12 protein-coding genes are annotated in these 12,532 nt (G+C 45.8%); 5 read left to right on the top strand and 7 right to left on the bottom strand.

From position 1 onward, the window contains the following. The first annotated feature begins 17 nt into the window (after positions 1-17). Positions 18-350 carry a PTS lichenan transporter subunit IIA gene (gene licA / locus ACW5MY_RS18405; protein WP_013354066.1) on the top strand — a complete coding sequence of 111 codons (333 nt, stop codon included), beginning with the start codon at positions 18-20 and terminating at the stop codon, positions 348-350. Beyond that, on the top strand, positions 347-1,675 hold the full coding sequence (gene licH, locus ACW5MY_RS18400; protein WP_462061638.1) for a 6-phospho-beta-glucosidase LicH: 1,329 nt from the start codon (positions 347-349) through the stop codon (positions 1,673-1,675). Before licA ends, licH begins: the two co-directional genes overlap by 4 nt. Positions 1,676-1,715: 40 nt before the next feature. On the opposite strand, the gene ACW5MY_RS18395 is transcribed toward licH, so the two are convergent. From ACW5MY_RS18395 to ACW5MY_RS18370, 6 genes are all read right to left on the bottom strand, one after another. After that, a complete protein-coding gene (locus tag ACW5MY_RS18395; RefSeq protein WP_041481746.1) occupies positions 1,716-2,807 on the bottom strand; it encodes a branched-chain amino acid aminotransferase in 1,092 nt (363 codons plus the stop codon). Positions 2,808-2,990: 183 nt separating this feature from the next. Continuing rightward, on the bottom strand, positions 2,991-4,175 hold the full coding sequence (gene dltD / locus ACW5MY_RS18390; protein ID WP_013354063.1) for a D-alanyl-lipoteichoic acid biosynthesis protein DltD: 1,185 nt from the start codon (positions 4,173-4,175) through the stop codon (positions 2,991-2,993). After that, positions 4,176-4,412, bottom strand: a complete 237-nt coding sequence (dltC, locus tag ACW5MY_RS18385; protein WP_013354062.1) for a D-alanine--poly(phosphoribitol) ligase subunit 2 — start codon at positions 4,410-4,412, stop codon at positions 4,176-4,178. 16 nt (positions 4,413-4,428) lie between these two features. Next, on the bottom strand, positions 4,429-5,613 hold the full coding sequence (gene dltB, locus ACW5MY_RS18380) for a D-alanyl-lipoteichoic acid biosynthesis protein DltB (RefSeq protein WP_013354061.1): 1,185 nt from the start codon (positions 5,611-5,613) through the stop codon (positions 4,429-4,431). Beyond that, complete coding sequence (gene dltA, locus ACW5MY_RS18375) at positions 5,610-7,121, bottom strand: D-alanine--poly(phosphoribitol) ligase subunit DltA (RefSeq protein ID WP_014471218.1); 1,512 nt, start codon at positions 7,119-7,121, stop codon at positions 5,610-5,612. Before dltA ends, dltB begins: the two co-directional genes overlap by 4 nt. Before the next feature lie 15 nt (positions 7,122-7,136). Then, positions 7,137-7,286 carry a teichoic acid D-Ala incorporation-associated protein DltX gene (locus ACW5MY_RS18370; protein ID WP_013354059.1) on the bottom strand — a complete coding sequence of 50 codons (150 nt, stop codon included), beginning with the start codon at positions 7,284-7,286 and terminating at the stop codon, positions 7,137-7,139. 440 nt (positions 7,287-7,726) lie between these two features. Here ACW5MY_RS18370 and ACW5MY_RS18365 point away from each other — a divergent pair, with 440 nt between their 5' ends. From ACW5MY_RS18365 to ACW5MY_RS18355, 3 genes are all read left to right on the top strand, one after another. After that, positions 7,727-8,662: a 1,4-dihydroxy-2-naphthoate polyprenyltransferase gene (locus ACW5MY_RS18365; RefSeq protein WP_013354058.1), complete on the top strand. Its 936-nt coding sequence runs from the start codon at positions 7,727-7,729 to the stop codon at positions 8,660-8,662. 134 nt (positions 8,663-8,796) lie between these two features. Continuing rightward, positions 8,797-9,429: a GTP pyrophosphokinase gene (locus ACW5MY_RS18360; protein WP_013354057.1), complete on the top strand. Its 633-nt coding sequence runs from the start codon at positions 8,797-8,799 to the stop codon at positions 9,427-9,429. 367 nt (positions 9,430-9,796) lie between these two features. Continuing rightward, complete coding sequence (locus tag ACW5MY_RS18355) at positions 9,797-10,657, top strand: glycosyltransferase family 8 protein (RefSeq protein WP_289394026.1); 861 nt, start codon at positions 9,797-9,799, stop codon at positions 10,655-10,657. 52 nt (positions 10,658-10,709) lie between these two features. Here ACW5MY_RS18355 and ACW5MY_RS18350 read toward each other — a convergent pair whose 3' ends face one another. Beyond that, positions 10,710-12,458 carry a S8 family serine peptidase gene (locus tag ACW5MY_RS18350; RefSeq protein WP_289394025.1) on the bottom strand — a complete coding sequence of 583 codons (1,749 nt, stop codon included), beginning with the start codon at positions 12,456-12,458 and terminating at the stop codon, positions 10,710-10,712. Positions 12,459-12,532 lie beyond the last annotated feature (74 nt).

The raw sequence follows: 12,532 nt of genomic DNA, 5'->3' as shown, positions 1-12,532 counted from the left end.
GAAAGGGAGTGAAACACATGAATGAGAAAATGGAACAGACCATTTTTCAGATCATCCTGCATGGCGGAAACGGCAGAAGCGCCTCAATGGAAGCCATAGCCGCCGCAAAGCAGGGAGACAGAGCCCTGGCGGAAAAAAAGCTTCAGGAAGCCGCAAGGGAACTGACAGAAGCCCATCATTATCAGACAGAATTGATCCAAAACGAAGCCGGCGGAGAAAAAACAGACATGACGCTTTTGATGGTACATGCGCAAGATCACTTAATGAATGCCATGACCGTGAAAGATTTGGCCGCAGAGTTAGTCGCGATTTATGAAAAAGTGAGTCTGCAAGGGGGAGCAACAATATGACAAAAGGAATTAAAATCGTAACGATCGGCGGAGGTTCAAGTTATACGCCGGAGCTTGTAGAGGGCATAATCAAACGCTATGATGAACTGCCTGTCAGAGAATTATGGCTCGTCGACATTCCCGAAGGCGAGAAAAAACTCAATATCGTCGGCACGCTTGCAAAACGCATGGTCGAAAAAGCGGGGCTTCCGATAGAAATCCACCTGACGCTTGACCGCAGAGAAGCCTTGAAGGATGCAGACTTCGTGACGATTCAATTCCGCGTCGGCCTTCTTGAGGCCCGCGCCAAAGATGAACGGATTCCGTTAAAATACGGCGTAATCGGCCAGGAGACAAACGGTCCGGGCGGTTTATTCAAAGGGCTGCGCACCATTCCGGTCATTCTGGACATCGCGAAAGACATCGAAGAGCTTTGTCCGAATGCATGGCTTGTGAACTTTACAAACCCTGCCGGCATGGTCACCGAAGCTCTGCTCCGCTACTCGAATCTGACAAAAGTCGTCGGTCTCTGCAATGTGCCGATCGGCATTAAAATGGGCGTCGCAAAAGCATTGGATGTGGATGTCAGCCGGATTGAAGTGCAATTTGCCGGGCTGAATCACATGGTCTTCGGATTAGATGTTTTCTTAGACGGCATCAGCGTGAAGGATAAAGTCATTGAAGCCATGGGAGATCCGGAAAACGCCATGACGATGAAAAACATTTCCGGGGCGGAATGGGAGCCTGAGTTCCTGAAGGCGCTTGATCTGATTCCTTGCGGCTACCACCGCTATTATTTCAAAACGAAAGAAATGCTCGAGCACGAAATAGAAGCGTCTCAAACGGAGGGCACACGCGCCGAGGTCGTGCAGAAGGTTGAGAAAGAACTGTTCGAACTGTATAAAGACCCGAATCTCGCCATCAAACCGCCGCAGCTTGAAAAACGAGGCGGGGCGTACTACAGTGACGCGGCCTGCAACCTGATCAGCTCCATCTATAACGACAAACATGATATCCAGCCCGTCAATACAATAAACAGCGGCGCAATCGCCAGCATCCCGAGTGATTCAGCGGTCGAAGTGAACTGTGTCATAACGAAAGACGGTCCGAAACCGATCGCCGTCGGTGATCTGCCGGTGTCTGTCCGCGGCCTCGTCCAGCAAATCAAGTCCTTTGAGCGTGTCGCCGCTGAAGCAGCCGTCACGGGAGATTATCAAACGGCGCTTCTCGCGATGACGATCAACCCTCTCGTCCCGTCAGACACTGTGGCAAAGGCCATTCTGGATGAAATGATTGAGGCGCACAAAGAACATCTGCCTCATTTCTTTAAGTCGATTGAAGCATAAAAGCACCAAAAAAACCCGGATTCATTTCCGGGTTTTTTGTTTATTTTGATTTGCTTAATGAGGCGACTTCCGTCGTCCAGCCGAACACGTCGGCCTCCGCGCCTTTTTGAATGCCTGTAATGGTATCATACAATTTCTTCGAGATCTCTCCGGTTTCACCGCTGCCGATGACAAGACTTTCATCATTCCAGATCAATTCGCCGACCGGTGAAATGACTGCCGCCGTACCGGTTCCGAATGTTTCTTCCAAGCGGCCGTCACGATGCGCCTGAATGACTTCGTCGATAGAAATTTTCCGCTCAGACACAGTCAGTCCCCAATGTTTGAGAAGGGCGATGACGGAATTTCTCGTAATTCCTTCAAGAATGCTTCCGTTCAGCTCCGGCGTCACGATCTCGCCGCTGATTTTGAAAAAGATGTTCATGCTGCCGACTTCTTCAATGTATTTTTTTTCAATGCCGTCGAGCCATAACACCTGAGAAAAGCCTTTCTCTTCCGCAACCTGCTGCGCCTTCAGGCTTGATGCGTAGTTGCCGGCCGTTTTCGCGTTTCCCGTACCGCCTTTGACGGCGCGCACGAATTCATTTTCTACGGCGATTTTCACCGGTTTAATGCCTTCTTTGTAATAAGAGCCGACCGGCGAAAGAATGATAAAAAGCTTGTACGTATGGGATGCCGCTACACCGAGGAAAGGCTCGGTCGCAATGATAAACGGACGGATGTAAAGGGAAGTGCCTTCCGCTTTCGGAATCCAGTCTTTGTCGATGGCTACGAGCTGCTTCAGGCCTTCAAGAACAAGCTCTTCATCAATGAGCGGGATGCAAAGGCGGTCATTTGACTGATTCAGGCGCTCCATATTTTTCTCTGGTCTGAACAGAAGCACCTCCTGATCCTTCGTTACGTACGCTTTAAGCCCTTCGAAAACGGTTTGCCCGTAATGATAAACCATAGCCGCAGGATCCATTGAGACGGGCTGATAAGGGATAATTCTCGGATCGTACCAGCCTTGATCGGCGTCGTAATCCATGACAAACATATGGTCTGTGAAAATTCTGCCGAACGCGAGGTCATGGGGGTCCGGTTTCGGTTTTTTGGCTGAAGTCAATTCAACACGAATGTCTTGTTTCATAATGTTCTGTCTCCCTATTGGTGTTATTGTCAAACTTATTTGAAAATAATTTATATTCTATTGTATACCTTCAACAAATATTCGCAATAGTTTTCCTCAAATTTGTGAAAAAATCAAATCACATAAAAAGCAGGGGAGAAATGCCCCCTGCGTGTTCGTTTTTTCCGTATTCGATCATCACCATGCTCAGTGAACCGTCACCTTGCCGGTTTTGTAAAACTGCTCCATCGCTTTATCGACGTACACCCAGCCCTTCCAGGCGATATGGATGGTGTCTTTCATAAAGTACGGATCATATTCGTGACCGGATAAGTCGGCAACCTGAAAGCCCTTCGCTTTAATTTGCTTTGTGACTTTCTTGTAGTAATCAGTCCGGCCTTTTTTCGGGAAATCGGTGTAATCGTAAAACTTCCCATTTACGGGAATGACGACGAACATCGGCTTAGCCCCGGCATCCTTCAGAATATTAAGCATATCTTCAAAATCGCTGAACTCCAGTGACTTTTTATAGGCGTATGTTCTGCCTTTGTTTGAACCTTTGGCTTTAGGCACTTTGTTCTTGATCGTTTTATAAACAGAATCGTCTATGAAAAACGGATTAGAACGGGAGTGATCTTTACCATATTGAGCAGCAAGTTTTTCAAGCTGAGACCAGGATTTTCCCTTTAAATTGTTATTAATGTAACGCTTTGGTCCTTGCGGCTCTTCTATCGAATAATAAAGATCCTTCTTTTCTAAGATATTATAATAAAGCTTCGCAGCCGGTGTTAATGCGTTTACTTTCCAAGTCTGACCTTTGACAGATGCTTTATACAGTTCAGACAGGACTGCATCGTTCTTGACAACTTTGTAGTGCAGCATACGCTTCATCATTTGTTTTTTCAGTTTTGGCTCAATGCTGTGATTAAAAGCCAAGTCAAGAGCTTGTAATGATGAGAAATTAGGAGCAAAATGCTGCTCATTTGAACCGTGTTTTGTAAACCATTGCGGTGATACAATAAATACCATCTTTCTGCCTTTAAGCTGGTCAGCATGAGCGGCAAAATTTATGGCATGAATTAAAGATTGCGAACCGCCTTTTCCGACAAGATAAGGCGTAAAGCCTTGGTTGTTCACTTGAAAATAGTTGGACGGATGAAACTCATCCAGTCTTGAAAGCTCGGAAGAACCGAAAATCGGCAGATACTTCGAGTCTTCGAACATTTTGTTTTGCAGATAGAGCCCTTGGAACATATTCGGGTTTAGGGCCGCTGCCGACTCTTCGACACGTTTTTCAGGTATGAAGCGCGTAAGCCATGAAGCCGGAACTGCGATAGCTCCGACAAACAGGACAAACGCTAAAATAATAGGTCCAAAGAAACGCTTTTTCATTTACTTCAACTCAGTCAGTTTGTTTACAATGTTGTTTGGCGTGTTCCATTCGTCACGGTCAAATTCAGTGATGGGCACTGTAATGCCGAAACGGTTTTCAATGGCAACAAGCAGCTCTACAGTTCCGAAAGAATCAAGCAGTCCTTCTTCAAAGATTTCAATATCAGGATTTTCTTTAACAACGTCCTCCTGACAAACTTCCGCTAATACGTCCAATACTTCTTGTTTAAATTCCATGTGTTTTCAATCTCCTTTAGTGATGATGAAATGGTTTTCCTGAGAAAATATAAAATCCGAAACATACGAAATGGAATGTGATGACAATGGCTAAAAAGGCCGTAAAACGGTTGGCAGGCAGCCACTTGTATTTCTTATTCCACTTCTCAAAAAAGTTATACCCTGTCATTAACACGGCGTGGTACAGTCCGTACACAATATATTGCAGGGCAAGTCCATGCCAGACGCCCATCAGCATGAACAGCAGGAAATACCCGATGTTCGAGACGGCCATCCGGTTCTTTATCCATTTTTTCTTTGTCATCCAGAATACAAAGCGCATAAATACGTAGTCTCTGAACCAAAAGGATAAGGACATGTGCCAGCGGTTCCAGAAGTCTTTAATGTTTCTGCTGATAAACGGCTTATTAAAGTTTTCCGGAGATTTGATACCCATAATGTAGCTGACACCGACGGCAAACATCGTGTAACCCGCAAAATCAAAAAACAGGTACAAGCTGTATCCGTACATGTACAGCACATTACCCCACAGTTTGCTGTGGGTGATATGAGACAGATTCATAATGAAGTACGTGTTAATCGCATATCCGATAATGAATTTGTACAAGAAACCGATAAAAATTTTATGAATGCCGGTATACAATAAATCAGCGTATTCTTCCTTTGACCATACTTTCTGTTCGTCCTTGGCAAATCTGCGGTATCTGTCGATCGGACCGGAAGAAATGGTCGGGAAAAACATAATAAAGTACAAAAGACGGTGTATAGGCATTTTTTCTTTAATCAGCCCGTCTCTCGTTTCCATGATCAGCTGGACGCCTTTAAATGTCAAATAAGAAATCCCTAAGAAACTGATCAGGTTTTGAACCGGATGATGAGGCGCCGGCGGAAAGAAAAACGGCCATAATTTAGATAAAAACAGGGGTAAAATGGACGCGATCACGGCCATGCTGAAGACAAAGCCGCTGTTGGCTTTCAGTCTGTAAGCGAGATACCCCCTGATTAAAAGCACCTGCCAGAGCGTAAAGATACATAATGCGATTACGCCGTGCAGATCATGCGAGAAAATCAAAGCCAATACGATGATGGATATAAACATGTTGTATCCTTGGAATCTCTTGCCGTTCAGCCCTAAAATAATCGTCGGCAAGAGAAGGATTCCAAGTAAGATAAAGAAGAAAAACGAGCTGTAAGGCGTCATACAAGAACCTCTTCGCCAATGCGTTTACGGTCGATTTTTCCGTTCGCAGTCATTTGAATGTGATCCTGATAAATGAATTTTCTCGGAATCATGTAGGCCGGAAGCGAAGCGGCCAGTTCTTTCTTAATGGCGCTTGTCAGCTGGAATTCTTTTTCAAAATCATGTTTTTCAGGCACGATGGCGGCAATTAGATATTCCACAGTTCCGTTAGGCTGATACGGGATGACAACCGCTGAGCGTACATATTGAGACTGCCTTACATGGACTTCGATTTCTTCAAGTTCCATGCGGTAGCCGTGAAGCTTAATCTGGAAATCAAGGCGTCCTTGGCAGAAAATCTGACCTTCTTGAGCATAACCGGCATCACCCGTATGATATGCCCACTGTCCGTCAACAGAGAAAAACGCTTTTTCCGTCAGAGACGGCTCTCCGAGATAGCCTTTGCTCACGCTCGGGCCGGCGATGATGATTTCCCCTTTTTCTCCGTCCGGAAGCTTATTCCCGTTTTCATCCATGATGAAGATATTCATATCGGGTTTTGCAAAACCGACGGGCAGAGATTCGTTTTCATCGATGACCTGCTGCGTAATCTCAACAGAGGTGACGGCAACCGTTGTTTCAGTCGGGCCGTATGTATTGAATACGCGGGCCTTCGGAAAACGGTTTAACAGTTCCTGCGCCACGGCAGCCGGAAGGGCTTCTCCGCAAAACATAAATACTTCTGCGTCAGGCAGGAGCTCCTGCGTAAAGCCGGGGTCCATCAGGCACATTTGGACGAAAGACGGAGTCGATGTCCAGACGTTCAGTTTGGATTTCTCCAGCTCTTCGAATAATACTTTCGGCTTATTGATTTTGTCTTTCGTTACGCAGTGCAGCGTACCGCCCGTTTGAAGTGACGGGAAAATATCCATGACAGACAAATCAAAAGAAAACGGAGCTTGGTTTAAGAATGTCTTGCCTTCGCCCACAGGAAAATCCCTGCAGATCCAGTCAGTGAAGCTTTGCAGGTTATCAGCTGATATTTGCACGCCCTTCGGATTTCCCGTGCTGCCGGACGTGTAGATAATGTAAAAAGTGTCCAGCTCTTTTACCCAGTTCTCACGGCTGAGGTCTGCATCTCCGTCAGCTGCAAGTTCTTCGGGTGTAACGGTTTTAATCAGATTGCTTCCCGTATCGACTGCATCGCCCGATACGCTGATGAGCAGCTCTGCGCCTGAGCTTTCAATGATTTTGACGATCCGCTCCGCCGGAATGGATACATCGACAGGGATGTAAGGGCGGCCCGCTTTGACGCTTCCTAAGAAAGAAACGATCATATTCGGCTCCATATGTCCGTAAACCAGAACAGGCGTTTTCGAACCGTCAGCCGTATGTTTTTGAATGCCGGACGCGACCCGCTCCGACAAATCCCATAATTCCCCGTAAGTGAGGGAATGATCTAAGGAACGAAACGCTTCGGCCTGAGGCTTGACGTCTGCGTATGTTTTTATAGCATCAAGTAGTTTCATAGTTATCCTCCCCGATTAGAAATCGTTGTAAATATAAGTGCCGGTATTTGCTGTATGAAAACCATACATCCAAAAGAGCAATACTAATATCAGAAAATAAAATCCTGTATGAAACGTCCATTTGACCAATGTATTTTCATAAGCACGTTTTAATTTTTGCATCATGTTAAATTCCTTCCCGCGTATTCAATAATTACACCAGTATATGACGATTAGATTAACAAAAAGTTTCAAAATATGTCTAATATCCTAAGCTTAAAATTTCCTTAAAAATGAATGAGAAACAAAAGGCTGGAAAACACGCATGTAAAAATTGGCGAAAGATCATACTAAAAAAGCGCTGTGCAGGCGGGATTTTTAACTTATCGAAAATATAAATGAGGTAAAAAAAATTTGCCGGCTTTTTCTTGCGCCGGCTTGTGCCGAATCCCAATGGAGAAGGGCGAAAAGCCGTTTCCGGCAGGAAAGCTGATAAAGCGCCGCATCTTGTGAAATGAGGAAGAAATTATTATGATAGATAAGGTAGCAGAAAACATGAAAACCCCAATTCAACACTACTGTTATCGGCTGACTGTGAAAGCCTTTTAATAGAAAGGAAGAGGAAAATGAATCAAAACAATATGGGAGGCAGCCAAAAGACGCCTGAAAAAGAAAGCATGGGCCGTATTTTGTGGCAGTTAACCCGCCCTCATACATTGACGGCATCGTTTGTGCCCGTACTTCTCGGCACCGTATTGGCGATGTTTTACGTAAAGGTTGATTTCCTGCTGTTTTTGGCCATGCTGTTTTCCTGCCTTTGGATTCAGATCGCCACGAACTTATTCAATGAATATTACGATTTTAAACGCGGTTTAGATACGGAGGATTCCGTCGGTATCGGCGGAGCGATCGTCCGCCACGGCATGAAGCCGAAAACAATTCTGCAGCTGGCGCTCGGCTCTTATGCGATCGCCCTCGTGCTCGGTGTTTATATCTGCATGAGCAGCAGCTGGTGGCTTGCGGCAATCGGTCTTGCCGGCATGCTGATCGGCTACCTGTATACGGGCGGCCCGCTGCCGATTGCGTATACACCGTTCGGGGAACTGTTCTCCGGCATTTGCATGGGATCTGTATTTGTCCTTATTTCTTTCTTTATTCAGACAGGCGAAGTTAATGAACAGAGCATTTTGATTTCCATTCCGATCGCCATATTGGTCGGAGCGATTAACCTGTCCAACAATATCCGTGATATTGAAGAAGATAAAAAGGGCGGACGTAAAACGCTGGCGATTTTGATGGGGCATAGAGGAGCCGTCATAATACTGGCCGCATCCTTTGCCATTGCTTACATTTGGATCGTCGGTCTTGTCATCATGGGGTACACAAGTCCGTGGCTGTTCCTGGTCTTTTTGAGCGTGCCGAAACCGATTCAGGCCGTGAAAGGCTTTGTGAAAAACGAAATGCCGATGAACATGATTATTGCGATGAAATCAACAGCGCAAACCAATACATTCTTCGGATTCCTGCTTTCAATCGGACTCCTGATCAGTTATTTCCGCTGATCAATTAAAAAAGCAAGTGCCATAACCGGCATTTGCTTTTTTTTTTTATGAAATAATCTTCACGATTTTGTAAAGAACCTCACTGCGGACCGACCCGTCTAATACGTGGACAGCAAAGCAAGGAGATGAAAAAAATGGACTTGTCAACAGCCCATATGGATGATTTAAAAACAGTTATGGAAGATTGGAAAAATGAATTATTAGTTTATAAATTTGCTTTAGATGAGCTGGATACGAAGTTTTCTATCATCAGCCAGGAATATAATCTGATTCACGGGCATAACCCGATCGAGCATACAAAATCACGCGTGAAAAGTTTTGAGAGCATCGTCAACAAACTGATGCGCAAAGGCTGCGATGTGACGACGCAGGAAATGAAAGAGCATATTCATGATATCGCGGGTGTCAGGATTATCTGTTCCTTTATTTCCGATATTTATAATGTCGCTGAGGTTTTGAAGCAGCATAAGGACCTGAAAATTGTGAAGGTGAAGGATTATATCAAACATCCGAAGCCGAACGGCTACCGCAGCCTGCATTTGATTATTGAAATTCCCGTTTATTTGACGAATCGTGTGGAATATGTGAAGGCGGAAATCCAAATCCGCACCATCGCCATGGATTTTTGGGCGAGTCTTGAGCATAAAATTTATTATAAATTGAATAACGAAGTCCCGAAGCATCTGACCGACGAGCTGAAGGAAGCGGCGGAAATCGCCCATTATTTAGACGAAAAAATGCTTGGGATTAAGAAAGAAGTCGATTAGCATTACAAACAGCCGGACCGCTTTTATGAGCAGTCCGGCTGTTGTTTATCCGTTTACGTGCATCGCTTGCCTCCCCGGATTGTTACGCCGTTTCCTGCGGTAATAACGGTATGAAGGGCTCCCGTTTTCTCCCCGTTCGCTTTGACTCCGCCGCACCCGCCGATTTCCTGCCGTGGTACATTCTGACGATTGTTTTCGCTAAAATCATTTCCCCTTTCCTGATTTCAAATCAGAAATAAATTGTACAGAGAAAGCGAATATCAAATCGTAAACAGCACATTCCCGCGCAAAAAAATGTGTGAGATCAAGGTTTACTTTTTAAAAAAAGGGAAAGACATTTGTACAACAAAAAGGGAGATGAATATCAGTGGGAAAGAATGAAACAATGCATATCGTATCATGTGCCGATGATCATTATGCTCGTCATTTGGGTGGGATGTTCGCTTCTTTATTGATGAATATGGACAAAACAAGGGATGCGAAATTATATGTAATCGACGGCGGAATTACTGCCGAAAACAAGGACAAGCTTGAACAGACTGCGACGTCATTCGGAGCGCCGCTTGAATTTTTAGAAGTGGACGCTGATCAATACAAGCATGCCGTCGAAAGCAGCCACATTACAAAAGCGGCTTATTACCGCATTTCCATTCCTGATTTAATTAAAGATGAATCTGTGAAGCGGATGATCTACATTGATTGCGATGCAATTGTGATGGAAGATATTTCAGCTCTATGGGATTTGAATATTTCCCCGGCAATTGTTGCGGCGGTAGAGGACGCCGGACAGCATGACAGACTGAAAAAAATGAATATCAGCGATACTGCCAAATATTTTAATTCCGGCATTATGATTATAGATTTCGAACCTTGGAGAAAACAAAATATTTCCGAAAAGGTGATTGATTTTATCAATGAAAACAGTTCGGAGGATTTTCTCGTATTTCATGATCAGGACGCGCTTAACGCGATCTTATATGATCAATGGCATGAACTGCATCCGCGCTGGAATGCGCAGACGCATATTATCATGAATGAGAAAACGCCTCCTGAACTGATTGACCGTATACGATACAGAGAAACACGTGCCGAGCCGGCCATCGTCCATTTCTGCGGTGGAGACAAGCCTTGGAATACAGGTACCGCGCATCCGTACCGTGATCATTATTTCCGTTATATGTCCTTTACGAAATGGAACACGATCGACCGCTCGGCTATGAACCAATAGGCAGGTGTGATGAAAACGCTTGTGAAGCCGTTATCCGGCTCATAAGCGTTTTTTAATGTTTTACCCGGATCGCGCGCACGCGTTTTTGCAGACCGGTCTTTTCGGCAGACGGCTTCAGCCGGCTGACCGCCGTTTGTGCCGCTGATTTTGCCTTTTTCGTTTTGGTTTTTTCGGCCGTTTTCACTTTGTCTCTTGCTTGTTTCCGGTTGATTTTCTCTTTTATCCGCTCAAGCCGTTTTTCCAGGGCGGTTTTTTCTTTTCCCGGCTGGAGCTCGCTGACTGCTTTTTTGGCTTTGGCGGCGTTGGCCTCAGAGGTCTTTTTTTCCGCCTGCTTGACGCTGGCTTCGGCTGTTTTCAAAAGGCCTGAGTTGACAGTATCAAGCCGCTTTTGCAGCCCTTTTTTCTCTGAGCCGGCCGCTAATTTGCGGATGGCGCTTTGGGCGGCATTGACGGCGGTTTTTTTCTTTTGTTTTTCGGCAGTCCGGACTTTGTCTCTTGCATCCGTCACATTTCTTGCGGCTTGAACTTTATTGATTCGCGTCTCAAGTGCGGTTTTTCCCTTTGACTTGGGAAGTTTGCTGACCGACGTTTTTGCTTGATTGATATCTGCCTGCTTTTTCGTTTTTTCCGCTTTTATGACGGCCCGTTCGGCAAAACTCTTTTGGTTCGTATAATATTGCACCAGCCCGTAACCGAATTGGCTGTCACGTCCGGGAGCGCCCAGGTCTTTGACGTTTTGCTGCATCTGCTGTCGGAGCTGCGTATTTGTTTCCTCCGGATATTTCTGCTTGAGCAGCGCGAACATGCCGGTGACGTGCGGCGCGGCTTGAGATGTCCCGTCCGCCGTTGCATACATTTGATTCAGGTAAGTGCTTGTTATATTGGTGCCGGGTGCGGCGAATTCAATTTGTTTTCCGGTCGTGGAAAACGCCGCAAGCCCGTTTGTTTTGGTTGACGCTGAGACTGCCGTTACGCTGCTGTAAGCACCCGGATAATTGACGGGTTTTTTGTTGCCGTCATTTCCTGCGGCGGCTACGATCACGATTCCTTTTTTGTATGCTTTGTCGACGGCGTCGTGAAGAATTTTGCTGTCTGCGTTTGTTCCGAGGCTCATATTGATGATGTCCATTTTATTGGCGATTGACCAGTCGATCGCTTTAAGAAGGCTTTTAAGATCTCCCGCACCTTTTCGATCCAAAGCTTTAACCGCATATAACCGGACATCCGGCGCGATTCCGTCAATGCCGAATCCGTCATGCTTGGCCGCAATGATCCCGGCGACATGTGTACCGTGTCCGTTGTCATCTTTGTATGAGGATGTATAGCTGACTGCGGAATAGCCTCCCGCAATGGAAAGGTCATCATGAGGATAAATCCCGCTGTCAATGACAGCCACTTTCACCTTTTTTCCCGTCAAGCCTTCTTTCCAGGCCTGCTTGACCTGAGTCGGTTCTATATCCCATTGCGGCAGCACAAAATCGCCGCTTGGAGCCGCTGATAACAGGTGTACATCAGAGCCGCCTGCTGCCTGAAAGGATACATTGTCTTCTACATATAAGATGTCAGGATCTTGCTTCAGGTCTTTCACCGTTTGTGAATCGGCCGACACGGCGACTGCCGGGAGATGCTGATAGGTCTGTTCCACATCCGCTCCGCTGTCTATGGCGGATTCCTTGCCGTTTTGATTTTTGTACACTACGATAACGTCCCGGTCATGCGTCTCGGCGTGCGCTGGCGCCGCGGCGGAGAACAGGCTGACGCACAAGGCAGCGGCCGTTATCGGTTTTAGGATGTGATGCATTGTGGTTCCCCCTTTTTTCTTTATATATCGGCAGTGCGGAATTCTTTTTTTCCTAAGGGGAAAGGAAAATTTCT

The organism is Bacillus sp. Bwzl_19 (genome assembly GCF_054900515.1).
Note: the sequence above shows the minus strand (reverse complement) of the source record. Positions and strands in the feature narration are given on the sequence as shown.

What these genes read in the sequence shown, in the direction of transcription:
- dltD (WP_013354063.1), bottom strand. Translation starts at nt 4,175, where the DNA reads ATGAAAAAGCGTTTCTTTGGACCTATTATTTTAGCGTTTGTCCTGTTT.
- licA (WP_013354066.1), top strand. Translation starts at nt 18, where the DNA reads ATGAATGAGAAAATGGAACAGACCATTTTTCAGATCATCCTGCATGGC.
- ACW5MY_RS18370 (WP_013354059.1), bottom strand. Translation starts at nt 7,286, where the DNA reads ATGATGCAAAAATTAAAACGTGCTTATGAAAATACATTGGTCAAATGG.
- ACW5MY_RS18360 (WP_013354057.1), top strand. Translation starts at nt 8,797, where the DNA reads ATGGACTTGTCAACAGCCCATATGGATGATTTAAAAACAGTTATGGAA.
- dltC (WP_013354062.1), bottom strand. Translation starts at nt 4,412, where the DNA reads ATGGAATTTAAACAAGAAGTATTGGACGTATTAGCGGAAGTTTGTCAG.
- ACW5MY_RS18350 (WP_289394025.1), bottom strand. Translation starts at nt 12,458, where the DNA reads ATGCATCACATCCTAAAACCGATAACGGCCGCTGCCTTGTGCGTCAGC.
- licH (WP_462061638.1), top strand. Translation starts at nt 347, where the DNA reads ATGACAAAAGGAATTAAAATCGTAACGATCGGCGGAGGTTCAAGTTAT.
- dltB (WP_013354061.1), bottom strand. Translation starts at nt 5,613, where the DNA reads ATGACGCCTTACAGCTCGTTTTTCTTCTTTATCTTACTTGGAATCCTT.
- ACW5MY_RS18365 (WP_013354058.1), top strand. Translation starts at nt 7,727, where the DNA reads ATGAATCAAAACAATATGGGAGGCAGCCAAAAGACGCCTGAAAAAGAA.
- dltA (WP_014471218.1), bottom strand. Translation starts at nt 7,121, where the DNA reads ATGAAACTACTTGATGCTATAAAAACATACGCAGACGTCAAGCCTCAG.